The organism is Nocardioides alkalitolerans (assembly GCA_038184435.1).
Taxonomy (GTDB): Bacteria; Actinomycetota; Actinomycetes; order Propionibacteriales; family Nocardioidaceae; genus Nocardioides; species Nocardioides alkalitolerans_A.
Window position 1 is genome coordinate 2,885,738 of sequence record CP116227.1, and the last position, 21,854, is coordinate 2,907,591.

At 74.4% G+C, this 21,854-nt stretch carries 24 protein-coding genes; 8 read left to right on the top strand and 16 right to left on the bottom strand.

Features of this window, described 5'->3' with window-relative positions:
- Positions 1 to 32 precede the first annotated feature (32 nt).
- A complete protein-coding gene (locus tag PIR53_13745; GenBank protein ID WZH51073.1) occupies positions 33 to 1,328 on the top strand; it encodes a lytic transglycosylase domain-containing protein in 1,296 nt (431 codons plus the stop codon).
- Positions 1,329 to 1,428: 100 nt separating this feature from the next.
- Here PIR53_13745 and hemB read toward each other — a convergent pair whose 3' ends face one another.
- The 8 genes from hemB to PIR53_13785 all read right to left on the bottom strand — a co-directional run bounded on the left by hemB (position 1,429) and on the right by PIR53_13785 (position 9,028).
- On the bottom strand, positions 1,429 to 2,442 hold the full coding sequence (gene hemB, locus PIR53_13750) for a porphobilinogen synthase (GenBank protein ID WZH51074.1): 1,014 nt from the start codon (positions 2,440 to 2,442) through the stop codon (positions 1,429 to 1,431).
- Positions 2,443 to 2,450: 8 nt separating this feature from the next.
- Positions 2,451 to 4,166 carry a uroporphyrinogen-III synthase gene (locus PIR53_13755; protein ID WZH51075.1) on the bottom strand — a complete coding sequence of 572 codons (1,716 nt, stop codon included), beginning with the start codon at positions 4,164 to 4,166 and terminating at the stop codon, positions 2,451 to 2,453.
- On the bottom strand, positions 4,163 to 5,134 hold the full coding sequence (gene hemC, locus PIR53_13760; protein WZH51076.1) for a hydroxymethylbilane synthase: 972 nt from the start codon (positions 5,132 to 5,134) through the stop codon (positions 4,163 to 4,165). The genes PIR53_13755 and hemC overlap by 4 nt, the downstream gene beginning before the upstream one ends.
- A complete protein-coding gene (locus PIR53_13765) occupies positions 5,131 to 6,435 on the bottom strand; it encodes a glutamyl-tRNA reductase (GenBank protein ID WZH51077.1) in 1,305 nt (434 codons plus the stop codon). Before PIR53_13765 ends, hemC begins: the two co-directional genes overlap by 4 nt.
- Positions 6,432 to 7,145: a redox-sensing transcriptional repressor Rex gene (locus PIR53_13770; protein ID WZH51078.1), complete on the bottom strand. Its 714-nt coding sequence runs from the start codon at positions 7,143 to 7,145 to the stop codon at positions 6,432 to 6,434. The genes PIR53_13765 and PIR53_13770 overlap by 4 nt, the downstream gene beginning before the upstream one ends.
- A 121-nt stretch (positions 7,146 to 7,266) precedes the next feature.
- Positions 7,267 to 7,671, bottom strand: a complete 405-nt coding sequence (locus tag PIR53_13775; protein WZH51079.1) for a GtrA family protein — start codon at positions 7,669 to 7,671, stop codon at positions 7,267 to 7,269.
- Positions 7,668 to 8,693, bottom strand: coding sequence for a glycosyltransferase family 2 protein (locus PIR53_13780; GenBank protein ID WZH51080.1), 1,026 nt, complete (start codon positions 8,691 to 8,693; stop codon positions 7,668 to 7,670). Before PIR53_13780 ends, PIR53_13775 begins: the two co-directional genes overlap by 4 nt.
- A 65-nt stretch (positions 8,694 to 8,758) precedes the next feature.
- Complete coding sequence (locus tag PIR53_13785) at positions 8,759 to 9,028, bottom strand: glutaredoxin family protein (protein WZH51081.1); 270 nt, start codon at positions 9,026 to 9,028, stop codon at positions 8,759 to 8,761.
- Positions 9,029 to 9,052: 24 nt separating this feature from the next.
- On the opposite strand from PIR53_13785, the gene PIR53_13790 reads away from it, so the two are divergent.
- From PIR53_13790 to PIR53_13800, 3 genes are all read left to right on the top strand, one after another.
- A complete protein-coding gene (locus tag PIR53_13790) occupies positions 9,053 to 9,979 on the top strand; it encodes an HAD-IB family hydrolase (GenBank protein ID WZH51082.1) in 927 nt (308 codons plus the stop codon).
- Positions 9,980 to 10,109: 130 nt separating this feature from the next.
- Positions 10,110 to 10,952 (top strand): sigma-70 family RNA polymerase sigma factor, encoded by an 843-nt coding sequence (locus PIR53_13795; GenBank protein WZH51083.1) that lies wholly within the window; start codon positions 10,110 to 10,112, stop codon positions 10,950 to 10,952.
- A 97-nt stretch (positions 10,953 to 11,049) separates the two neighbouring features.
- Positions 11,050 to 12,246 carry a DUF5667 domain-containing protein gene (locus PIR53_13800; protein ID WZH51084.1) on the top strand — a complete coding sequence of 399 codons (1,197 nt, stop codon included), beginning with the start codon at positions 11,050 to 11,052 and terminating at the stop codon, positions 12,244 to 12,246.
- Positions 12,247 to 12,300: 54 nt separating this feature from the next.
- Here PIR53_13800 and PIR53_13805 read toward each other — a convergent pair whose 3' ends face one another.
- The 4 genes from PIR53_13805 to PIR53_13820 form a co-directional block, all read right to left on the bottom strand.
- Entirely contained in the window at positions 12,301 to 13,428 is a 1,128-nt protein-coding gene (locus PIR53_13805; GenBank protein WZH51085.1) for a lysophospholipid acyltransferase family protein, read from the bottom strand.
- The gene (locus PIR53_13810; GenBank protein ID WZH51086.1) at positions 13,421 to 14,497 is read right to left on the bottom strand and encodes an NAD-dependent epimerase/dehydratase family protein; all 1,077 of its coding nucleotides are present in this window, start codon (positions 14,495 to 14,497) and stop codon (positions 13,421 to 13,423) included. Before PIR53_13810 ends, PIR53_13805 begins: the two co-directional genes overlap by 8 nt.
- 26 nt (positions 14,498 to 14,523) lie before the next feature.
- Positions 14,524 to 14,625 carry an AURKAIP1/COX24 domain-containing protein gene (locus PIR53_13815; protein WZH51087.1) on the bottom strand — a complete coding sequence of 34 codons (102 nt, stop codon included), beginning with the start codon at positions 14,623 to 14,625 and terminating at the stop codon, positions 14,524 to 14,526.
- A gap of 126 nt (positions 14,626 to 14,751) precedes the next feature.
- Complete coding sequence (locus tag PIR53_13820; protein WZH51088.1) at positions 14,752 to 14,964, bottom strand: helix-turn-helix domain-containing protein; 213 nt, start codon at positions 14,962 to 14,964, stop codon at positions 14,752 to 14,754.
- Between the two features lie 235 nt (positions 14,965 to 15,199).
- On the opposite strand from PIR53_13820, the gene PIR53_13825 reads away from it, so the two are divergent.
- Positions 15,200 to 15,910, top strand: a complete 711-nt coding sequence (locus PIR53_13825) for an HAD family hydrolase (GenBank protein WZH51089.1) — start codon at positions 15,200 to 15,202, stop codon at positions 15,908 to 15,910.
- Positions 15,911 to 15,920: 10 nt separating this feature from the next.
- On the opposite strand, the gene proC is transcribed toward PIR53_13825, so the two are convergent.
- From proC to PIR53_13845, 4 genes are all read right to left on the bottom strand, one after another.
- The gene (gene proC, locus PIR53_13830; protein ID WZH51090.1) at positions 15,921 to 16,733 is read right to left on the bottom strand and encodes a pyrroline-5-carboxylate reductase; all 813 of its coding nucleotides are present in this window, start codon (positions 16,731 to 16,733) and stop codon (positions 15,921 to 15,923) included.
- Between the two features lie 37 nt (positions 16,734 to 16,770).
- Entirely contained in the window at positions 16,771 to 17,703 is a 933-nt protein-coding gene (locus PIR53_13835; GenBank protein ID WZH51091.1) for a proline dehydrogenase family protein, read from the bottom strand.
- A gap of 78 nt (positions 17,704 to 17,781) precedes the next feature.
- Positions 17,782 to 18,579: a sugar phosphate isomerase/epimerase gene (locus PIR53_13840; protein WZH51092.1), complete on the bottom strand. Its 798-nt coding sequence runs from the start codon at positions 18,577 to 18,579 to the stop codon at positions 17,782 to 17,784.
- 28 nt (positions 18,580 to 18,607) lie between these two features.
- A complete protein-coding gene (locus PIR53_13845) occupies positions 18,608 to 19,543 on the bottom strand; it encodes a Ppx/GppA phosphatase family protein (protein WZH51093.1) in 936 nt (311 codons plus the stop codon).
- Between the two features lie 57 nt (positions 19,544 to 19,600).
- Between PIR53_13845 and PIR53_13850 the strand changes: the two genes are divergently transcribed.
- From PIR53_13850 to PIR53_13860, 3 genes are all read left to right on the top strand, one after another.
- Positions 19,601 to 20,386 (top strand): hypothetical protein, encoded by a 786-nt coding sequence (locus tag PIR53_13850; protein ID WZH51094.1) that lies wholly within the window; start codon positions 19,601 to 19,603, stop codon positions 20,384 to 20,386.
- Between the two features lie 77 nt (positions 20,387 to 20,463).
- Positions 20,464 to 21,102, top strand: a complete 639-nt coding sequence (locus PIR53_13855; GenBank protein WZH51095.1) for a VOC family protein — start codon at positions 20,464 to 20,466, stop codon at positions 21,100 to 21,102.
- Positions 21,103 to 21,121: 19 nt separating this feature from the next.
- On the top strand, positions 21,122 to 21,853 hold the full coding sequence (locus PIR53_13860) for a class I SAM-dependent methyltransferase (GenBank protein WZH51096.1): 732 nt from the start codon (positions 21,122 to 21,124) through the stop codon (positions 21,851 to 21,853).
- Position 21,854 lies beyond the last annotated feature (1 nt).

Sequence of the window (21,854 nt, forward strand, 5' to 3'; positions counted from 1 at the left end):
GCCACGAGGCGCACGGGCGATGGGGAGAACAGATGAGCAACAGCAAGTTCGCGCGCTGGCAGAAGGCGACGGCGCTCGCGCCGATGGCAGCGCTGTCCGCTGCCGCCACGGTCGTCGTCGCCGGCTCGGGCGGACCCGTCGGCACCCTCACGGCCGCCGACGACACGGTGACCGAGGGCGCCATCGCGGTCCCCACCGACGCGGTCGAGACCCCGGCGAGCGTCTCGGTCCCCGACGCGGTGACGCCGACCACCGACCCGCAGATCGTCAGCGCGTCCAGCACCAGCGGCATCCCGGCCGTCGCGCTCGGCGCCTACCAGCGGGCCCAGACGATCATCAACGGCGCCGACACCTCGTGCCGCATCTCGTGGCAGCTCATCGCCGCGATCGGTCGCGTCGAGTCCGACCACGGGCGCTTCGGCGGCGGGCAGCTCTCCGACGAGGGCATCGCCACCCCGGGCATCTTCGGCATCCCTCTCGACGGCTCCAACGGCACGTCGCGCATCCTCGACACCGACGCCGGCGAGCTGGACAACGACGCGACCTACGACCGTGCGGTCGGCCCCATGCAGTTCATCCCCTCCACGTGGCGCGTCATCGCGGTGGACGCCAACGGCGACGGCGTGCGCGACCCCCAGAACATCCACGACGCGGCGCTGGGCACGGCGGTCTACCTCTGCTCCGGCACCGAGGACCTCTCCACCGAGGCCGGCAAGCGTGCGGCCGTGCTGCGCTACAACCGCAGCGAGGAGTACGTGAACCTCGTCCTCGCGATCGAGCAGGCCTACCTCGACGGCGAGTACACGTCGGTGCCCAACGCGGTCGCGTCGGCCAACTACTTCGTGCCCGACCCGGTGCGCCCGCAGAGCGGCGGATCCGTGGACTCGGCCGACCCCGGCACCGTCGGCGGTGGCAACGGCACCGGCTCGACGCCCGGCGCGGGTGGCACCGGCGGCTCGGGCAGCACCGGCGGCTCGGGCAGCAACGGCGGCAGCACGGGCGGCTCCGGCGGCACCGGCGGCTCGGACGGCGGCAGCACGGGCGGCTCCGGCGGCACCGGTGGCGGCTCCACCGGCGGCGGCACGGTGCCCGTCCCGACGCCCACCCCGACGCCCACCCCGAGCGAGCCGAAGGACGGCGGCCTCGCCGACCTCCCGACCGACCCGGTGGGCACCGTCGGCGGCGTCGTCACCGACCCGATCGGCACCGTCGGCAACACGCTCACCTGGCTGCAGGCCAGCGTCTCGTGCAACGCCCAGGGCAAGTTCGACAACCCCTTCAAGACGAACGACCCGTGGGACCTGTGCATGAAGGCGCTCGGCTACTGACGCTCCCCCTGACGACGACAGCGGCCCCGGACCACCTGGTCCGGGGCCGCTGTCGTTCGCGTGCGGCGTGCCGCGTGCAGGGCGTGGAACGCGCGTCCGCTCAGCGCAGCAGTCGAGCGGCCTCGGCCGCCCAGTAGGTCAGCACCACGTCGGCGCCGGCCCGGCGGATCGAGACCAGCGTCTCGAGGATCGCGGCCTCGCGGTCGATCCAGCCGTTGGCCGCGGCGGCCTCGACCATCGCGTACTCCCCCGAGATGTTGTAGGCCGCCACCGGCACGTCGACGGCGTCCCGCACGCGGCGCACGACGTCGAGGTAGGCCAGCGCGGGCTTCACCATCACCAGGTCCGCGCCCTCGGCGACGTCCAGCTGGGCCTCGCGCACGCCCTCGAGCGCGTTGCGGGCGTCCTGCTGGTACGTGCGTCGGTCGCCCACCAGGGACGAGTCGACGGCCTCGCGGAAGGGGCCGTAGAACGCGGAGGCGTACTTCGCCGAGTACGCCATGATCGCCACGTCGGTGGCACCCACCCCGTCGAGCGCGTCGCGGATGACGGCGACCTGGCCGTCCATCATCCCGCTGGGCCCGAGCACCGCGGCGCCGGCGGCGGCCTGCGCGCGCGCCATCTCGGCGTACACCTCGAGCGTCGCGTCGTTGTCGACACGGCCGGCCGCGTCGAGCACGCCGCAGTGGCCGTGGTCGGTGAACTCGTCGAGGCAGAGGTCGGCCATCACGGGCAGGGCGTCGCCGACCTCGGCCGCGACGTCCGCGATGGCGGCGTTGAGCACGCCGTCGGGGTCGACGGCACCGGAGCCCACCGCGTCCTTCGACGTGGGCACGCCGAAGAGCATGATGCCGCCCAGCCCGAGCTCCGCCGCCTCGACGGCGGCCGCGCGCAGCGAGTCGCGCGTGTGCTGCACGACGCCCGGCATGGAGCTGATCGGCACCGGCGTCTCCGCACCCTCCCGCACGAACACGGGGAGCACGAGCTGCCCCGCCCGGAGCGTGGTCTCGGCGACCAGCTCCCGGAGCGCGGGCGTGCGGCGCAGGCGGCGCGGACGCAGGTACGGCGACTCCACGGGCGGGCGCACCAGGCCCGCCCGCGTGCCGTCCTGCACGGGCCCGGTCAGTTCGAGACCTTGCGGCGCGAGGTGGTCTTGCGGTCCGACGGCTTGGTCACCGGCTGGCCCGACTCGACCAGCGCCAGGCGGCGGGCCGCACCGAAGTCGGCCAGCGCGTCGGCCAGCACCTCGGCGGAGGGCGACGGAGCCATCACGTCGACCCGCAGGCCGTGCTCCTCCGCCGTCTTCGCCGTCGCCGGACCGATGACGGCGATGACCGTCGACGGGTGCGGCTTGCCGGCGATGCCGACCAGGTTGCGGACCGTCGAGGACGACGTGAAGACCACGGCGTCGAACTTGCCGGTCTTGATGGCGTCACGGACGGGCGCGGCCGGCGGCGCGGCGCGCACCGTGCGGTAGGCCGTCACGTCGTCGCACTCCCAGCCCAGGTCGATGAGACCGGCGACCAGGTTCTCGGTCGCGATGTCCGCCCGCGGGAGGAAGACCCGGTTGATGGGGTCGAGCACCTCGTCGTACTCCGGCCACACCTCGAGCAGGCCGGCGGCCGACTGCTCGCCCGTGGGCACCAGGTCGGCGCGCAGGCCCCAGGCGCCGATCGCCTCGGCGGTCTTGTCGCCCACCGCCGCGATCTTCAGGCCCGAGAAGGCACGGGCGTCGAGGCCGTACTCCTCGAACTTCTCGCGGACGGCGCGCACCGCGTTGGCCGAGGTGAAGGCGATCCACTCGTAGCGGCCCTCGACGAGGCCACGGACGGCCTTGTCCATCTGCTGCGGGTTGCGGGGCGGCTCGACCGAGATGGTCGGCACCTCCTCCGGCACGCCGCCGTAGCCGCGCAGCCGGGCCGACAGCGGACCCGCCTGGTCCTTGGTGCGCGGCACCAGCACGCGCCAGCCGAACAGCGGCTTGGTCTCGAACCACGACAGCGTCTCGCGCAGGTCGACGACCTCGCCGACGACCGTGACGGCCGGCGGCTGGATCTTCGCGGCGCGGGCGTCGGCCGCGATGTTCTCCAGCGTCGAGGTCACCGTGACCTGCTCGGTGGTCGTGCCGACGCGCGTCATCGCGACCGGCGTCGACGCCGGGCGACCGGCGGCGACGAGCGCGGAGGCGACGTCGGCGATCGGACCGACCGAGCTGAGGAGCACGAGGGTGCGACCGTCGGCGTACTGGCTCCAGTCGACCTTGTCGGTGCACGACACCACGGTCACCTCGCGGTGGCTGCGGGTGGTGAGCGGGATCCCGGCGTACGCCGGCACCGCGGTCGCCGCGGAGACGCCGGGGACGATCTCGAACCCGATGCCCGCCTTGACGCACGCCTGCGCCTCCTCGGGACCCGATGCGTAGAGGAACGGGTCGCCCGTCATGAGCCGCACGACGTGCTTGCCGGCCTTGGCGGGCTTGAGCAGCACCTTCGCGCGGGCGGCGTGGGTCAGCGGCTGGCCGTCGTCGCCGAAGCCGCCGTCGAGGAAGACCGGGCCCTCGTCGACGACGGTCTCGTTGCCGTCCGCGTCGGTGACGACGGTCGGCGTCGGGATGCCCAGCACCGAGCGCACGAGGACCTCGTGGTCGGGGGCCTCCGTGACCACCACGTCGGCGGCCCGGAGGAGGTCCAGCGCGCGGACGGTCAGCAGGCCCGGGTCACCGGGGCCGCTGCCGACGAACGACACCCAGCCCCCGTCGGGCGTGCCGGTCGCGCCGGCCGGCGAGCCGCCCGGCGCGGCGGTGGTGCGGTCTTTGCTCCCTGCGGTACGTCGCGTCATGCGTGCTGCTCTCCCACTCGGTCGGGACCCCCTGGCTGAGGGCCTTCCATCAGATCGGCGGCACCGTCGGCCAGCATCTCCTGGCCGAGGCGGCTCCCGACGCCGAAGGCGTCGCCGGGGGAGCCGGTGGCGGACATCCGGATGCTGAGGGCGCCGTCCAGGGACAGCACCACCGCACGCACCCAGAGCTCCTCGTCGTCGTCGCCCTCGACGACCTCGCCCAGCGCGCCGACGGGCGCGGAGCAGCCGGCCTCGAGCGTGGCCAGCACGGCACGCTCGGCGGTGACGGCCGCCCGGGTGGCGGGGTCGTCGAGCACCGACAGCGCCTCGACGAGCGAGACGTCGTCGGAGCGGCACTCGACGGCGAGCGCTCCCTGGCCCGGGGCCGGGAGCATCTGGAACGGGTCGATCACCTCGGTGACCTCGTCGACGCGGCCGAGCCGCGCGAGGCCGGCGCGGGCCAGCAGCACCGCGTCCACCTCGCCGGCGGCGATCTTGCCGATGCGGGTGTCGACGTTGCCGCGGATCGGCACGATCTCGAGACCGAGGCCCAGCGCGGCCAGCTGGGCCGCGCGGCGCGGCGAGCCCGTGCCGACGCGGCTGCCGACGGGCAGCTCGCCGAGGGTGAGGCCGTCGCGGGCGATCACGACGTCGCGCGAGTCCTCCCGGGGCGGGACCGCGGCCAGCGCGATGCCGTCGGCCGGGGTCGTGGGCAGGTCCTTGAGCGAGTGCACGGCGAGGTCGACCTCGCCCGCGAGGAGCGCGTCGCGCAGGGCGCTCACGAACACGCCCGTGCCGCCGATCTGCGCGAGCGGGGCGCGGGACACGTCGCCGTGGGTGGTGACCTCGACGAGCTCGACCTCACGACCGAGCCGCTCGCGCAGCGCGTCGGCGACGTGGCCGGACTGGGTCATCGCGAGCGCCGAGGCGCGGGTGCCCAGGCGGAGGGGGCGCAGCGGGGCGGTCACGGGCGACCCCCCGGGCGGGTGACGGCGTCGACGGCCTCGGGGTCGAGGGCGAAGAGCTCGGCCAGCGCCGCGGCGTAGGACACCGCACCCTGCTCGTTGGCGAGCTGCTTGACGCGGACGGTCGGCTGGTGGAGCAGCTTGTCGGCGACGCGGCGCACGGTGTGGAGCACCTCGGCGCGGGCGACGGGGTCGAGGTCGGGCAGGCGGCCGTCGAGGCGCGCCATCTCGTTGTCGACCACCGTCGTCGCCATCGTGCGCAGGGCGACCACGGTGGGCGTCACGCTGGCCTGGCGGCGCGCGGTCGTGAAGGCGGCGATCTCCTGCGTGACGATCTCGCGGACGGCGTCGATGCCCGGCGCCACCTCGGCGACCCGCAGCTCCTCGGCGAGGCGGGACAGCCCCAGGAGCTGCACGCCCGGCAGGTGCTCGACCGCGGGCTCCACGTCGTGGGGCAGGGCGAGGTCGACGACGGACAGCGGGCTCGTGGGGTCCGCCTGGCCGCTGCGCGCCCGGGCGAGGAGCTCGCGCGTGACGACCGTGCCGGTCGCCCCGGTGCAGGAGACGACCACCTCGGCGCCGATCAGCTCGCGCTCGAGGTCGGTGAGGAGGGCGGCGCGCGCGCCGTACTCCCCCGCCAGCCGCTGCGCGGCGGCCCCGCTGCGGTTGACGACCACGATCTCGCCGGCCCCGGCACGGGCGAGGGTCGCGACGGCCAGCGAGGCCATCGAGCCGGCGCCCACGACGACCGCCTTCGCGCCGGTCAGCCCCCGCACGTGGGGCGCGGCGAGCTCGAGCGAGGCGGCGACGAGCGACGGCGCCGCGCGGTCGATCTCGGTCTCCGCGTGGGCGCGCTTGCCGACCCGGAGGGCCTGCTGGAAGAGCACGTTGAGGGCGGGGCCGACGGTACCGAGCTCCTGGCCGAGGCGCAGGGCCTCCCGGGCCTGGCCGAGGATCTGGCCCTCGCCGACGACCATGGAGTCGAGACCGGCGGTGACCCGGAACAGGTGGGAGACGGCGGCGTCGTCGTAGTGCACGTAGAGGTGCGGGAGCATCGCCTCGGTGCTCGCGCCGCCGCGCTCGATGAGCAGCCGCGAGATCGTCTCGATGCTGCCGTGGAAGCGCTCGACCTCCGTGTAGACCTCGAGGCGGTTGCACGTCGAGATCACCGTGGCCTCGGTGACGTGCTCGGCGCCCGCCACATCGGCGACGAGCTTCTGCGCTCCCTCGGCGTCGAGCGCGAGCCGCTCGAGCACCGTCACCGGAGCGGAGTGGTGGGACACCCCCACGACCAGGACGCTCATCGGACCTCCTCCCGGCCACCGACACCGGTGGCCACCGGCTCCCCGTCCGCGAGGTAGGACGGCGAGCGACGCTGCTCGTGGAAGGCGAGGATCTGCAGCTCGGTCGACAGGTCGACCTTGCGCACCTCCACGCCCTCGGGGACCGACAGCACGGTCGGTGCGAAGTTGAGGATGGCGGTGACCCCGGCCGCGACGAGGCGGTCGGCCACCTCCTGCGCGGCCGTCGCCGGCAGGGCGAGCACGCCGATGGCGACGTCGAGGTCGGCCACGACCTCCTCGAGGTCGTGCACCGGGCGCACGGCGACACCGCCGACGACGGTGCCGTGCAGCCGCTCGTCGGCGTCGAGGAGCGCCACGACCCGGAAGCCGCGGGTGCGGAACCCGGCGTAGTTCGCGAGGGCCTGGCCCAGGTTGCCGATCCCGACGACCACCACGTTGCGGTCGGTGGTGAGGCCGATCTCGCGCGCGATCTGGTAGCGCAGGTGCTCCACGTCGTAGCCGACGCCGCGCGTGCCGTAGGACCCCAGGTGGGACAGGTCCTTGCGCAGCATCGCGGAGTTGACCCCCGCCGCCACCGCGAGCGCCTCGCTCGAGCAGGTGGAGGTGCCCTCGTCGGAGAGCAGGGTCAGCGCACGGAGGTAGAGGGGCAGCCGCGCGACGGTCGCCTCCGGGATGCCCCGGGGGCTCTCGGCCTGGGTCCGTGCAGTCAACGTGTCTCGTCTCCAGCCGCGCGCGAGCACCTACTCGGACTTTCGGGCGCCTCGGGGGTTGGCGAGCGGCCCGCTCACTGTAGGTAGTCCGGGGCGGGAGAACAAAACGGGACGGCAGGCCTCAGCGGCCGCCCTGCGGCCATACCACGAATCGGTAGGCGGCGAAATTGACGACGAGGCTGCAACCTATCGCAACGATCTTGGCGACCAGCAGGGGGTCGACCACGAGCAGCGCGGCGTGGATGAAGAGCGGCTGCAGCACCCACATCGTCGTGCCCGTCGTGGCGAGGAACAGACCGGCCTGGCGCCACGTCAGCCGCCGCGCCGAGAACGTGAAGAGCCCGTTGACGACGAAGCTGAACGCCATGCCCGCGCTCGTCGAGACCAGGTTGGCGAGCACGATCCCCAGCGACGCGTGCAGCAGCAGGAACACCCCGACGTCGATGGCCGTGTTGAGCACCCCGACGCCCGCGAAACGGACCGCGGGAGGCAGGGCCGCGCCGCGGCGTACGGCGGGGGTCGTCATCCCCGCGGGTCGGGGGTGCCGGGCGTGCCCGGGGCGCCGCGGCGGCCGCGCGCGGCGAGGGCGAGCGAGTAGAGCGGACGGTCCTGGGTCTCGACGTAGACGCGGCCGAGGTAGGAGCCGATCACGCCCATCATGATCAGCTGCAGGCCCGACAGCAGGAACATGCCGACGCCGAGGAACGCCCAGCCCGGCACCGCCTGCTCCGGCGTGAAGACGCGCACGGAGAAGACGTAGACCGCCAGCAGGACGCTGATGGCGGAGATGACGAAGCCGAGCTTGCTGATCATCCGCAGCGGCGCGGTGGAGAAGCCGAGCAGGCCGTGGGAGGCGAAGGAGAGCATGGTGCGCAGGTCGTAGCCCGACGCGCCCGCGTGACGCTCGTCGCGGTCGAACAGCACGGCCTCCTGCCGGAAGCCGACGTGGGCCACGATGCCGCGCAGGAAGCGGCCGTGCTCGCGGTAGCGCCCGACCTCGGCGACCACCCGGGCGTCCATGAGGCGGAAGTCGCCCACCTCGCGGGGGATCTCGACGTCGGCGAGGCGCGCCAGGAGCCGGTAGAAGAGGCTGGCGGTGGTGCGCTTGAACCACGTGTCCTGCCGGGTGCGCCGCTGGGCGTAGGCGACGTCCACCCCGCTCTCCCACAGCGCGATCAGCTCGAGGCTGACGCGGGGCGGGTCCTGCAGGTCGGTGTCCATGACGACGACGGCGTCCGCGTCGCCGGCGGCGTCGAGCCCGGCGGTCAGCGCCACCTGGTGCCCGAAGTTGCGCGACAGCGCCAGCACCGCCACCCGGTCGTCGGCGGCCCGCAGCGCCAGCAGCTGCTCGAGGGAGTCGTCGCGGCTGCCGTCGTCGACGTAGAGGAACTCGTAGTCCAGGTCGGGCCGCTGCGCCGTGGCCGCCAGCAGCGCGGCGTGGAAGGCGGGGAGGTTGCGCCCCTCGTCGTACACCGGCAGCACGTAGGCGACACGGCGACGCACCTGCCCGTCGGCGGGTACGGCGCTGGTCGCGGCGGGCTCGGACACGATCGGGGAGTCTACGGAGCGCGCCCGGGCGCGGCCTGTGGAGCGGCTGGGTGGGGGCTGTCCGTTCAGGAGAGCGCTGCGCGCAGCCGGTCCGGGTCGACGCGCCAGAAGTCGTGCTGGCGCCCGTCGACGAAGGTCACCGGGATCTCGTCGAGGTCGACGTGGGCGGCGGCCTCGTCGTCCTCGTCCTCGTCGACGTCGACCTCGACGAACGTCTCCCCCAGCTCGGCGCAGACCGCGGCGACCACGGCGCGGGCGGCCTCGCAGAGGTGGCAGCCGTCGCGCCCGAACAGCACGACCCGGGGCTCGCGGGTCGCTTCCGGTGGCAGGGTCACGCTCCTCATCCTAGGCTCGACCCCGTGGCCGACCCCGAGCACGAGACCGCCGCCGACGACCGTCCGCGCGCGCACGCCGCGGCGGTCAGGCGCACCGACCTGAAGCGGCGCTCCCGCCTCGCGGGCGAGGCCTCGGCGGCCGCCGCCGAGGTGGAGAGCGCGCTCGACGTGCCCCGCGACGCGACGTCGGCCGCCTTCTTCGACGTGGACAACACGCTGATGCAGGGGGCGAGCATCTTCCACCTGGCGAAGGGGCTCTACCGCCGGGAGTTCTTCACGACCCGCGAGATCGCCGGGGCGGTCTGGAAGCAGGCCTACTTCCGGGTCGTCGGCGTCGAGGACCCGGAGCACGTGGCGGAGGCGCGCAGCTCCGCGCTCGGCTTCATCGCGGGCCACACCGTCGGCGAGCTCGAGTCGCTGGCGGAGGAGATCTTCGACGAGGCCATGGCCATGCGGATCTGGCCCGGCACGCGGGCCCTCGCGCAGCTGCACCTCGACCGGGGCCAGCGGGTGTGGCTGGTGACGGCGGCGCCGGTCGAGATCGCGACGATCATCGCGCGCCGGCTCGGGCTGACCGGAGCGCTCGGCACCGTCGCCGAGCACGACGAGGACGGTGTCTACACGGGTCGCCTGGTCGGCGACATGCTCCACGGCCCGGCGAAGAAGGAGGCCGTCAAGGCCCTCGCCGCACGGGAGGGCCTCGACCTCGAGCGTTGCTCGGCGTACTCCGACTCCTTCAACGACCTCCCCCTCCTCGGCCTCGTCGGCGACCCCTGCGCGATCAACCCCGACGCCCGGCTGCGGGCGCACGCCCGGGAGCAGGGCTGGCGGGTGCGGGACTACCGCACGGGCCGCAAGGCCGCCCGCCTCGGCCTGCTGACCGGCGCGGCCGTGGGGGCCGCCGCCGGTGCCGTGGCGGCCGGTACGGCGCTCCGTTCCGCCCGGCGCTGACCGCCGCGGACGCCACCGCCCGTTCTCCTCGGGTCCCCGACGGATTTGCCGATAGCGGTTCCCAAGGCCCCGGACGGGACCTAATCTGAGCCGACGTCCCCCTGGGGAGAGGGGCGGGGAGGGCACCACGATGGGCAGTGCAGCGCGGCAGGCACGCGCGTTCGAGCGAGGGCTCGACGCGCTGCGTGCCCTCGTGCTCGAAGCACTCGCGCCCGGGGCGGTCGCGACCGCCGGGGCTCCCCTCACGATCCTCCACCACGACGTGGTCGGCAGCGCCCGGGGCGCGTCCGGCGCGACGGCCGGCGCGACGGCCGGCGCGACGACGGGTCCGGGCGGCGGCCCGGACGGCGGTCCGGACGGCGTGCCGGGCGAGCCGGGCAGCACGGAGGCCCACTCCGCGGAGGAGCGTCCCGAGGACCGCGAGCGCCTCATCGCGCTCGTCGACCTGGCCCGCGGGGGCGACCGCGAGGCGTTCGGGCTGCTCTACGACCACTACCACGGTGCGGTCTACCGCTTCCTCTACTACCGCACGCGCTCGGTCACGCTCGCCGAGGACCTGACGTCGGAGACGTTCTTCCGCGCCCTGCGCCGGATGAGCGACTTCCGCTGGCAGGGCAAGGACTTCGGTGCGTGGTTGATGACCATCGCGCGCAACCTCACGACCGACCACTTCAAGGCCGGACGCACGCGCCTCGAGCACACGGTCGAGGACATGGGCCTGCACGACGACGGCCACGACGACGGACCCGAGTCGACGGTGCTCTCGGCGATCACCAACGAGCTGCTGATGGAGGCCCTCACCCAGCTGCCCGCGGAGCAGCAGGACTGCCTCGTCATGCGCTTCCTCCAGGGGATGAGCATCGCCGAGACGGCCGCGGTGCTCGAGCGCAGCGAGGGGGCGGTCAAGCAGCTCCAGCTGCGGGGCGTGCGCAACCTGGCGAAGCTGATGCCCGAGGGGATGCGGGACTCGTGAGCCGCCGTAACCTCCGGGCCTGCGCCCTCGTTGACCGGGACAGTGCACCTGTCCGGCCCTCCCTCGGGCAGGGCCACCGACCGATGAGGATGCCCGCATGATGTCCCTCCCGACGGCGCGTCGCCGTGCCGAGGAGCTCGACGCAGCGGTCTCCGGGTCGGCGCGCGACGCCTCCGCGCCGAGCGCCGACCTCGAGCCGCTGCTCGATGTCGTCGCCCAGCTGCGCGCCGAGGCCGCCGCCTCGGTCCCCGTCCCGCGCGCCGACTTCGCCGCCGACCTCCGCGCCCGCCTCATGACCGAGGCCGCCACCGTGCTGGTCGCGCCCGACCCGGCCACCGACGAGCTCCTCACGATCCGTCGCTCCCCCCACGCCCCCCGTCGCCAGCGTCGCGTGACCGCCGTCGCGGCCGCCCTCGTGGTGGCCGGCGGGTCGAGCACGATGGCGTACGCCGCGCAGGGCGCCCTCCCCGGCGACTCGCTCTACCCGGTCAAGCGCGCGCTCGAGGGCGCCCGCGGGTCCATCAGCCTCACCGACGAGTCGCGCGGGGCCCTCACGCTGCGGCACGCCGAGCAGCGGCTGGCGGAGGTGCAGGGCCTCGTCGACCGGCACGACAGCGCGAGCGACGCGCTCGTGTCCGACGCCCTCGCCACCTTCGTGGAGCAGTCCGACGAGGCCGCCGAGCTGCTGCTCGCGGCCGGCGCCCAGGGCGACGACAGGTCGGTGACCGACCTCCGTGGCTTCGTCGCCGGCTCCGTCGCGACCCTCGCCGACCTGGAGCCGTCACTGTCCGTCACCGACCAGGAGGGCCTGGCGGCCGCGGTCGCCGCGCTGCGCGACATCGACGAGCGCGCCCTCGAGCTGTGCCCCACCTGCGGGTCGTCCGCCGCGGTCGAGCTGCCGTTCGCGCTGGCGAACGCCGCCTCGATGTTCGACGAGGGCCTCTTCGGCGAGAACGCGCCCGTCGTGCCCGACGTCGACGTCACCGCCCTCCCGCCGGGCAGCGTGGCCGGTCCCCAGGACGACGGGACGTCCGTCGCCGCGCCGCCCGAGACCGCGCCGCCCGCCACCGGGGGGAACGAGGAGCCGAGCACGCCGTCGCAGCCGCCGACCGCGGCGCCGAGCGAGCCCAGTGCCCCGACGAGCCCGCCGCCCAGCCCCGGGCTGCCGGGCACCAGCGGCGGCATCACCGGCGCGACCGAGGGCATCACCGGCCTGACCGGGCCGCTCGCCGAGCCGCTCCAGGCCATCACCGAGACGCTCGACACCCTGCTCGGCCTCAAGTCGACGCCCTGAGCCTGGCGCGCCCGCGCGCAACGCGTCCTCCCCCGCCGCGGGGGCGCGGGTGGTTCAGCCGAAGGCGCCGCCGCGATCGATGAGCAGCTGGTAGAGCGTGCTCTGGATCGTCTCGCGCACCTGGTCGGTCACGTCGAACACCAGCATGGGGTCGTCGGCGGCACCCGCGTCGTACTCGTCCGTGCGGATCGGCTCGCCGAACTCCATCAGCCACTTCGACGGCAGCGGCACGAGGCCCAGCGGGCCGAGCAGCGGGAACGTCGGGGTGATCGGGACGTAGGGCATCCCCAGCAGGCGCGCCAGCGAGGGCACGTTGCCGACGAGGGGGTAGATCTCCTCCGCGCCCACGACGGACAGCGGGACGATCGGCACGCCCGTGCGCACGGCCGCGGCCACGAAGCCGCCGCGCCCGAAGCGCTGCAGCTTGTAGCGCTCCGAGAACGGCTTGCCGATGCCCTTGAAGCCCTCGGGCCAGACCCCGACGAGCTCGCCCGAGCGCAGCAGCCGCTCGGCGTCGGCGTTGCAGGCGAGCGTCGTGCCCCCGCGGCGCGCCACGGTGCTGACGATCGGCAGCCGGAACACCAGATCCGCGCCGAGCGGGCGCAGGAACCGCCCCGCGTGGTCGTGGACGGCCACCATCGTCATCAAGCCGTCGACGGGGACGGTGCCGGAGTGGTTCGACACGACGAGGGCGCCGCCGGTGGTGGGCAGGTTCTCGATCCCCCGCACCTCGACGCGGAACCACTTCTCCGCGATGAGGCGCAGCGCGGCGAGGAAAAAGCGCTCGGTCAGCTCGGGGTCGAAGCCGAACTCGTCGACCACGTAGTCGCCCGTCACCCGTCGGCGCAGGAACGCGAGGAAGCGCGCGAGCTGCTGCTCGGCGTCGTCGCCGAACAGCTCCGCGGCCGCGTGCTGGAAGGCGGCCAGCCAGTCCCCGATCGGCACGCCCGCCAGGGGGCCCCGCTCCTGGGCCGTGGCCGGCGCGCGGGGCGGCTCGACGTCGGACGTCACGGGCGGGGCGGGGGGTGCGGGCGGCTCCGCCGCGGGGGTACGCCGCGGGGCTCCGTTGCCGGGGCCGCTGCCGCCCGCGAGGTCACGCGCGGACGTGGACGGCCGGTTGCGGCCGCTGCCGCGCCCGGGGCGACCGCGCGTGCCGATCGGGATGATGTCGGCGTCACCCACGCGGGCCTCCCGGTGCGACGAAGGGGTGCACGGAGCCCGCGTCCACGGCGACCGGGGTCGGGCGCTCGGGCGGGGGCAGGTGCTCGGCGAGCCGGCCCAGGACCTGCTCGGGCGCCGCGAAGGTGGGCGTCAGGTCCGCCGCGAAGTCGGCGAACGCCTCGGCGGTCGTGTAGCGGGGCGTGAAGCCCAGCTCGGTGCGCGAGCGGGACGTGTCGACCCCGCGCCCGTAGGTGAGGAAGGCGACCAGCTCCGGCGACAGCTCGGCGAGCCGCACCCGACGCACGAGCTGGCCGAGGCCGCCGAGCGCGAACGGGGGCAGCGCCACGCTGGGACGCTGCATGCGCCGCACTGCCTGGTGCAGCGTGATGATGCCGTCGCCGGCGATGTTGAACGTGCCGCCCACCTCGGCGTGCACCCCGTGCTGCAGCACGCCGACGAGGTCGTCCGCGTGCAGGAACTGCATGCGCGGGTCGAAGCCGAGCACCGTGGGCACGACGGGGAGCCGGAGGTAGGACGTCATCGGGCTGGTCACCGTCGGGCCCAGCACGTTGGCGGCGCGCAGCAGGAGGACGCGGACGTCGGGGCGTCGACGGGCGAACCCGCGGACGTAGCCCTCGACCTCCTGCGCGTCCTTGCCGTAGCCGCCGCGCGCGACCCGGGGCTCGATGTCCTCGGTGAACATCGCCGGGTCGCGGCTGGACGCGCCGTACACCGTCGTCGTCGACTTCACGACGAGGTGACGGACGGTCTCCGACTTCTGGCACGCGGCGAGGAGCTGCATCGTGCCGATGACGTTGAGCTCCTTCATCGCGTTGCGACCCCCGGTCGCACCGGGGGTCGCGATGACGCTCATGTGGACGACGGTGTCGACGTCCTCACGCGCGATGACCTTCGCGATGACGGGCGTGCGGATGTCCGCACGGACGAACGAGACGGAACCGAGGTCCCCCCGCGGGGGGACGACGTCGACGCCGACGACGCGGTCGACGCCGGGATCGTCGGCGAGCGCGTGCGCGACCCGCCGCCCGAGGTCACGTGAGACCCCGGTGACGAGAACGACCCGGCCCACCGCGACGCCTCAGTCCCGCAGCGGCGTCACTTGCCGAGCTTGCGGCGCTGGACGCGCGTCTTCTTGAGCAGCTTGCGGTGCTTCTTCTTCGCCATGCGCTTGCGCCGCTTCTTGATGACAGAACCCACGAGTTACCTCTTCACGTGCCTACAGCGGAACCGCGCACCGAGGACACGGGGCGGCCAGACGCTCAGCGTAGCCGGAGGGGCGTGCCGCACCGAAACCCGCGTCCTCCGGCGGGACCAGCGGCGGGACTAGCCGGCGTTGTAGAAGCTGCGGCGCAGGTACTCGTCCACGTCGCCCTCGGCCACCCGGAACGACCGTCCGACGCGCACGGCGGGGAGGTCGCCGCCGTGCACCAGGCGGTACACCGTCATCTTCGAGACGCGCATGACCGCGGCGACCTCGGCGATGGTGAGGAAGCGGACTCCGGACAGGTCGCCGGTCGGACCGTCGTGCTGGGGCATCAGGCACCGCTTTCGTGCCCACGCGCGCCGGACGGGCCGTCCGACCCACTGACGCATGGGGTTGGCGTGAGAATAGGGCCTCGTGTGACGGATGGGGAAGGTTGGGTTCGCAAAATCTGGAACTTCCCGGCGTGTCGCCTTGCGTTCGCGCGTCGCATCGGAATGACAGCGGTGCAACTCGACCCCTCGACCCGGGGGTCCAGGGGTGTCCCCGCTCGCTGGCACACTGCGGCGGGTGATCCCCCGCCGCCCGCTCGACGCCGTGCTGTTCGACCTCGACGACACCCTGGTCGACCACCGCGGAGCAGCCCGCGCCGGCCTCGAGCGGTGGGCGTCGAGCCACGGGGTGACCGGCACGCCCGACGAGATCGCCGAGCGCTGGAGCGCGCTCGAGGTGCGCCACTACGCGGCGTACCAGCAGCGGCGGCTGACGTTCGCCGAGCAGCGCCGCGCGCGCGTGCGGGCGTTCCTCCCCCACCTCGACCTCAGCAGCGACGCCGCGGCCGACGACGCCTTCGCCGGCTACCTCGTGGGCTACCAGGCGGCCTGGCGGGCGTTCGGCGACGCGACCCGGGCGCTGCGCCGCGCCGCGGCCGCGGGCCTGGTCGTCGGCGTGCTGACCAACGGCGACGCGGTCCGCCAGCGCCGCAAGGCCGAGGCCGTGGGGCTCGCCGCCCTGCTCGACGGCCTCGGCGCCCCCGTGCTGGCCTCCTCGAGCCTCCCGGCGGCCAAGCCGGACGCGCGGTCCTACGCGGCGGCCTGCGACCGGCTCGGCGTCGCGCCCGCCACGACGCTGATGGTGGGCGACTCGCTCGTCAACGACGTCCGCGGGGCGCTCGACGCCGGCCTCGCGGCCGTGCTGCTGGACCGGTACGACGAGCACCCCACCGCCGGCGTACGCCGCGTGCGGACCCTCGACGAGCTCGACTTCGGGCGAGCGGCGTAGGACGCGGGGGTCAGGACCCCAGCGCGCGGGAGCGGTCGCGGGCGGCCTCCATGGCCGCGAGGAACGCGGCGCGGACCTTGTGGATCTCGAGCTCGCGCAGCGCGGCGGCGGTGGTGCCGGCGGGCGAGGTGACCTGCTCGCGCAGCACCGTCGGGTGGGTGCCGGTCTCGCGGAGCATGGCGGCGGAGCCCACGAGGGTCTGCACGACGAGCTCGGTGGCGGTCGCCCGCGGCAGGCCGAGGTGCACGCCCGCCTCGATCATCGACTCGACCACGAAGAAGACGTACGCCGGGCCCGAGCCGGAGATCGCGGTCACGGCGTCCTGCTGCGCCTCGGGGATGCGCACGACCCGGCCGGTCGCGCTCAGCAGGGCCTCGACCTCGTCGAGGTGCTCGGCCGTCGCGTGACGGCCCCCGGAGACGGCGTGCATGCCCTCGTCGACGAGCGCGGGGGTGTTGGGCATGACGCGCACGACGGCGACGCCGGCGGGCACCCGCTCCTCGACGTACGCCGTGGTGATGCCGGCGGCGAGGGAGACGACGAGCTGGCCGGGGCGGAGCTCGGGGGCCACCTGCTCGAGCACGGCGGCCATGTCCTGGGGCTTGACCACGAGGGCGACGGTGTCGGCGCGGCGGGCCGCGTCCACGTTGTCGACGACCGCGACGCCGTAGCGGGCGGTGAGCTCCTCGGCGCGCTCCGGCCGCTTCTCCCCCACGACCAGCTCCTCCGGGCGGCGACCCGCACGGACGAGGCCCGACAGGAGGGTCTCGCCCATGACGCCGGCACCGATGATGGCGGTCAGACGGGGGGTGGAGCTGCTCACGTGCTGCCTGCTTCCGGCTCGGGTGAGCCGGGGCGGCTCACGACCTGGAGATCAACGACGTGAGGAAGAGTGACAGGTTCGCCGGTCGCTCCGCGAGCCGGCGGGTGAGGTAGCCGTACCAGTCGGTGCCGTAGGGCACGTAGACGCGCATCGTCTCGCCCGCCCCGGCGAGACGCCGCTGCTCCGCCGGGCGGATGCCGTAGAGCATCTGGAACTCGTAGGTGCCCGGCCCGCGACCGTGGCGGCTGGCGAGGGACGCGGCGATCCGGATGAGCCGCGGGTCGTGGGTCGCCACCATCGGGTAGCCCTGTCCCGCCATGAGGATCCGCAGGCTGCGCACGAAGGCGCGGTCGACGGCGTCCCCCTGGTGGGCGACCGTCGCCGGCGCGTCGTAGGCGCCCTTGCAGAGCCGCACGCGGGAGCCCTCGTGGGCGAGGTCGCGGGCGTCGGCCTCGGTGCGGTGCAGGTAGGCCTGCAGCACGGCGCCGACGTCGGGGTGCTCGCGGCGCAGCTCGTGCACGACGGTGAGCGTGTCGTCGATGATCTCGTGGTGCTCGGCGTCGACGGTGACCGTCGTGCCGACCGCGCGGGCCGCCTCGCAGATGCGGTGCGCGTTGGCGAGCGCGAGGTCGAGGCCGTCGTCGCCCAGGGAGAGGCCGACCGCGCTCAGCTTGAGCGACACCTCGGCGCGCCGGGCCAGGCCGTGGGCCGCCAGGTCGTCGAGCAGCGCGAGGTAGACCTGCGTGGTGTCCTCGGCCCGGCCGGTGTCCGTCGTGAGCTCGCCCAGGTGGTCGATCGTGACCGCGAGGCCGTCGCCCACGAGGTCGGCCGTGACGCGCACGGCCTCGGCGGTGGACTCGCCCGCGACGTACCCGCGCACCACCGCGGCGGTCAGGGGCATCGTCATGAGCCCCCGCTTCACCTCCTCGCTGCGCGCCAGCGCGAGCAGGGGACGACGCAGGAGGGACATGCGCTCCAACCTACCGGGCGTGATCCAGGCGACACCGGGGCCGGTCCGCGGCGCCTCCAGACCGGGTACGACGGCGGTTCAGACCGCCGCGGGGCGCAGGTGCTCGCGGGCGAACGCGAGGGAGTCGGCGAGGTCCGCGCGCCGGGCGTCGGCCGTCTCCGCCTTCCGCGTGTTGATCTCGAGCACGACGTGGCCGTCGAACCCGGTGCGCACGAGGTGGCGCAGCAGGCGCTCGGGCTCCATGCGCCCGCGGCCCGGCACCAGGTGCTCGTCCTTCGCCGAGCCCGTGCCGTCGGTGAGGTGCACGTGCCGCAGGCGCTCGCCGAGTCGCTCCGCCATCGCGACGGGGTCGGAGCCGGCGATCGCGGCGTGGGAGACGTCGATCGTGGTGTTGGCGTAGTTCTCGTCCGAGGGGTCCCAGCCCGGCACGTAGACCTCGACGCCCCGCGTCGAGCCCTTCCGGGGCGTGGCCTTCCAGGGATACATGTTCTCGACCGCGAAGGCGACGCCGCTCGACTCCTCGAGCGCGGCGATGCCGTTGACGAAGTCGCGGGCGTACTCCCGCTGCCAGCGGAACGGCGGGTGCACCACGACCACGTCCGCCCCGAGGGCCTTGGCCATCTCGGCCGACCGCTCCAGCTTCCCCCACGGCTCGAGCCCCCAGACCGCCTGCGTGAAGAGCAGGCAGGGGGCGTGCACCGCACACACCGGTACGTCGTGGTGCTCGGCCAGCTGCTCCACGGCGGCCACCTGCTGGCTGAGCGCGTCGATCCCCACCATCACCTCGACCGCGTCGTACCCGAGCTCGGCCGCGTAGGCGAACCCGTGCGCGGTCGACTCGGGGTAGACCGAGGAGGTGGACAGGCCGACGATCATCGGGCCGCTCCTAGGAGTGGGGGGCGGGTCAGCCCAGGACGCTGAGCTGGTCGAGCCGTTCCAGGATGACGCCCTCCCGAAGCGCCCACGGACAGATCTCGAGGCCCTCGAGCCCGAAGATGTCCATGACGGCGTCGGCGACGAGTGCGCCGGGCACGACCTGGTGCGTGCGGCTGGGCGACACCCCGGGCAGCGCGGCGAGCGCCTCGTGGTCCATCACCATGAGCTTGGGGATCCACTCGCGCAGCTCGGCGGCGGGCAGCACCCGGGGCGCCAGCGGACCCTCGGACGAGCCCGGAGCGCCGCAGATGCGGGCCAGGGAGCGGAAGGTCTTCGACGTCGCGACCGCCTTGTCGGGCGCACCCGCGCGCAGCAGGTTGCCCGCGTCGCGGGCGATCTCGGCCCGGATGGTGCGGCGCAGGTCGCGCACGTGGTCCTCGTCGGGCACGCCCTGCGCGAACCAGGTGCGCGACAGCCGGGCCGCACCCAGCGGCAGCGACCACGCGACGTCGGGCGCCTCGTTGGAGCCGCCGGCGATCTCGAGCGAGCCGCCGCCGATGTCGAAGACGGCCAGCCGGCCCGCGGACCAGCCGAACCAGCGGCGTACCGACAGGAAGGTGAGGCGTGCCTCGTCCTCGCCCGAGAGCACCGTCAGCGACACCCCGGTGCGGCCCTCCACCTCGGCGAGCACCGCTTCGGAGTTCGCCGCGTCGCGCACCGCGGAGGTCGCGAACGCCAGCATGTCCTCGCAGCCCTTGTCCTCGGCCACGACCTTCGCCTGCTGCGCGAACGCCGCGAGGGCGTCGATGCCCGCCTGGCTGACGGCGCCCGCGGCGTCGAGGTGCTCGGCGAGGCGCAGCGGCTCCTTGTAGGAGGAGGCGGGCAGCGGCGCCGCCCCACCGGCCGCGTCGACCACGAGCAGGTGACCCGTGTTCGAGCCGATGTCCAGCACTCCCAACCTCATGGGCAGAACGGTAGCGCCGCACGGGCCCGCCGGTGCCGTCGGCCGTAGGGTGGCCCGGTGCCCGATCGGTCCGGTCCCTCCCGCGAGGCGCCCCTCGACTTCCCCCGCGCCTGGGTCGAGTTCGGCGACCCCGCCGACGACGGCCAGGTCTTCCGCTGCGACCTGACGTGGCTCACCTCGGCGTACACCTGCATCTTCGGCGCCGGCTGCGCCGGCATCTACGCCTCGGCCCCCGACGTCGGCTGCTGCACGCTCGGGGCGCACTTCTCCGACCGTGACGACGAGCGCAGGGTCGCCGGGTTCGTCGCGGAGCTGGACGCCGACCTGTGGCAGCACCGCCCGGACGTCGCGAAGGTGACCCGGAAGGACTGGGTGACCAAGGACGAGGACGGCGCCCGCAAGACGCTGACGGTCGTCGTCGACGGGCAGGAGGCATGCGTGTTCGCCAACCGCCCCGGGTTCGCCGGGGGCGAGGGCTGCGCGCTGCACGCGCTGGCGCTGCGCCAGGGGCGCAACCCGCTCGAGACGAAGCCCGACGTCTGCTGGCAGCTGCCCCTGCGCCGCACCTACCGCACGGTCGAGCGGCCCGACGGCACGTCGTACCTCGAGGTGTCGATCGGCGAGTACGACCGTCGCGGCTGGGGACCGGGCGGGCACGACCTCGACTGGTACTGCACCGGCAACCCCGTCGCCCACGTCGCCCCGGAGCCGCTCTACGTCACGAGCGAGGCCGAGCTGCGGGAGCTGATGGGCGACGCGGGGTACGTCGCGCTCGTCCGCCACTGCGAGGCGCACGTCCGCTCGCGGTCGGCCCTGGCGCTGCACCCGGCCGACCCGCGCTGATCCCCCTGCTGAATCTCGACGTCAAGACACCCGACCCCGGTTTCGCGGCGGCGCGGTGTGTCCCACAGAATCGGGCCATGCGCCTCGACCACGTCTCGTACGCCGCCGGACCCGACGGACTGGCGGCGACCGCCGAGCGCATCGGGAAGCTGCTCGGCCGTGAGTTCACCGACGGCGGCATCCACCCCCGCTTCGGCACCCGCAACATGACCCTCGGCCTCGCCAACGACACCTACATCGAGATCGTCGAGGTGCTCGACCACCCGGCCTCCGACAAGGCCCCCTTCGGCCAGGCCGTGCGAGCCCGGTCCGCGCTCGGCGGGGGGTGGCTCGGCTGGGTCGTCGCCGTCGGCGACCTGTCGCGCATCGAGCGCCGCCTCGGCCGCGAGGCCGTCAAGGGCAGCCGCCACCGGCCCGACGGCACCGAGCTGGTCTGGAAGCAGCTGGGCGTCAACGGCCTCATCGCCGACCCGCAGCTGCCGTTCTTCGTGCACTGGGACTCCCCGCGCGAGCTGCACCCGGGCGCCGGCGCCGACCAGGCGTTCTCGCTGGCCTCGCTGGAGATCGCGGGCGACCCGCACCGCGTGAGCGAGTGGCTGGGCGAGCCCATCGAGGAGCCGCTGGAGGACATGAAGGTCGAGTGGGTCGCGCCGCACGGCACCCCCGGCCTGCTCGCCGTGCAGGTGCAGACGCCGGACGGCCTCGTCCGCATCTGAGCGCACCCCACCCACGCTCGTGGCGAAGCTCCCGCCCGGCGCCCCCCGCGGCACCATCCCCAGCCCCAACATCTGGGAGCACACGGCTGCCTACGAGCTCGAGAACCGCGGCGTCGACCGCGGCGGCCTCATCGAGCGCACCATGCGCGGGATCCACGACTGGTCGGGCGCCACGTTCCTCGACCTCGGCTGCGGCGCCGGGTTCCACCTCCCGCGGTGGGCCGGCGCGGAGCCGAGCGGCGGACGCGCGGCCCAGGTCGTCGGCGTCGAGCCGCACCCCGCCCTCGCCGCCCTGGCCCGGCGGCGGGTCCGGCACCTCGAGGGCGTGCGGGTCGAGGTCGGCTCCGCCCAGGAGATCCCGCTGCCGGACGCCTCCGTCGACGTGGTGCATGCCCGGTGGGCCTACTTCTTCGGCCCGGGCTGCGAACCCGGCCTCGCCGAGCTCTCCCGCGTCGTACGGCGCGGGGGGACGGCGTTCGTGATCGACAACGACGGGTCGCGCTCGACCTTCGGGGCGTGGTTCCGGCGGGGCTACCCGAAGGTCGATCCCCCGGAGGTGATCGAGCGCTTCTGGGCGTCGCACGGGTGGAACCGGGAGCCGCTCGAGATCGCCTGGGAGCACGAGACCCGCGAGGACTTCGAGGCCGTCGTGCGCATCGAGTTCGACCCGCGCACCGCCGACGCGATCCTGGCCGAGCACGCGGGCACGTCGGTCGACTACGCCGTCAACCTGTGGTGGCGGCGGTTCTGAC

Bases quoted from the DNA above. Each gene is read 5' to 3' on its own strand.
- PIR53_13745 (WZH51073.1), top strand. From the start codon at position 33: ATGAGCAACAGCAAGTTCGCGCGCTGGCAGAAGGCGACGGCGCTCGCG.
- PIR53_13755 (WZH51075.1), bottom strand. From the start codon at position 4,166: ATGACGCGACGTACCGCAGGGAGCAAAGACCGCACCACCGCCGCGCCG.
- PIR53_13765 (WZH51077.1), bottom strand. From the start codon at position 6,435: ATGAGCGTCCTGGTCGTGGGGGTGTCCCACCACTCCGCTCCGGTGACG.
- PIR53_13775 (WZH51079.1), bottom strand. From the start codon at position 7,671: ATGACGACCCCCGCCGTACGCCGCGGCGCGGCCCTGCCTCCCGCGGTC.
- PIR53_13795 (WZH51083.1), top strand. From the start codon at position 10,110: ATGGGCAGTGCAGCGCGGCAGGCACGCGCGTTCGAGCGAGGGCTCGAC.
- PIR53_13800 (WZH51084.1), top strand. From the start codon at position 11,050: ATGATGTCCCTCCCGACGGCGCGTCGCCGTGCCGAGGAGCTCGACGCA.
- PIR53_13820 (WZH51088.1), bottom strand. From the start codon at position 14,964: ATGCCCCAGCACGACGGTCCGACCGGCGACCTGTCCGGAGTCCGCTTC.
- PIR53_13835 (WZH51091.1), bottom strand. From the start codon at position 17,703: ATGTCCCTCCTGCGTCGTCCCCTGCTCGCGCTGGCGCGCAGCGAGGAG.
- PIR53_13840 (WZH51092.1), bottom strand. From the start codon at position 18,579: ATGATCGTCGGCCTGTCCACCTCCTCGGTCTACCCCGAGTCGACCGCG.
- PIR53_13845 (WZH51093.1), bottom strand. From the start codon at position 19,543: ATGAGGTTGGGAGTGCTGGACATCGGCTCGAACACGGGTCACCTGCTC.
- PIR53_13855 (WZH51095.1), top strand. From the start codon at position 20,464: ATGCGCCTCGACCACGTCTCGTACGCCGCCGGACCCGACGGACTGGCG.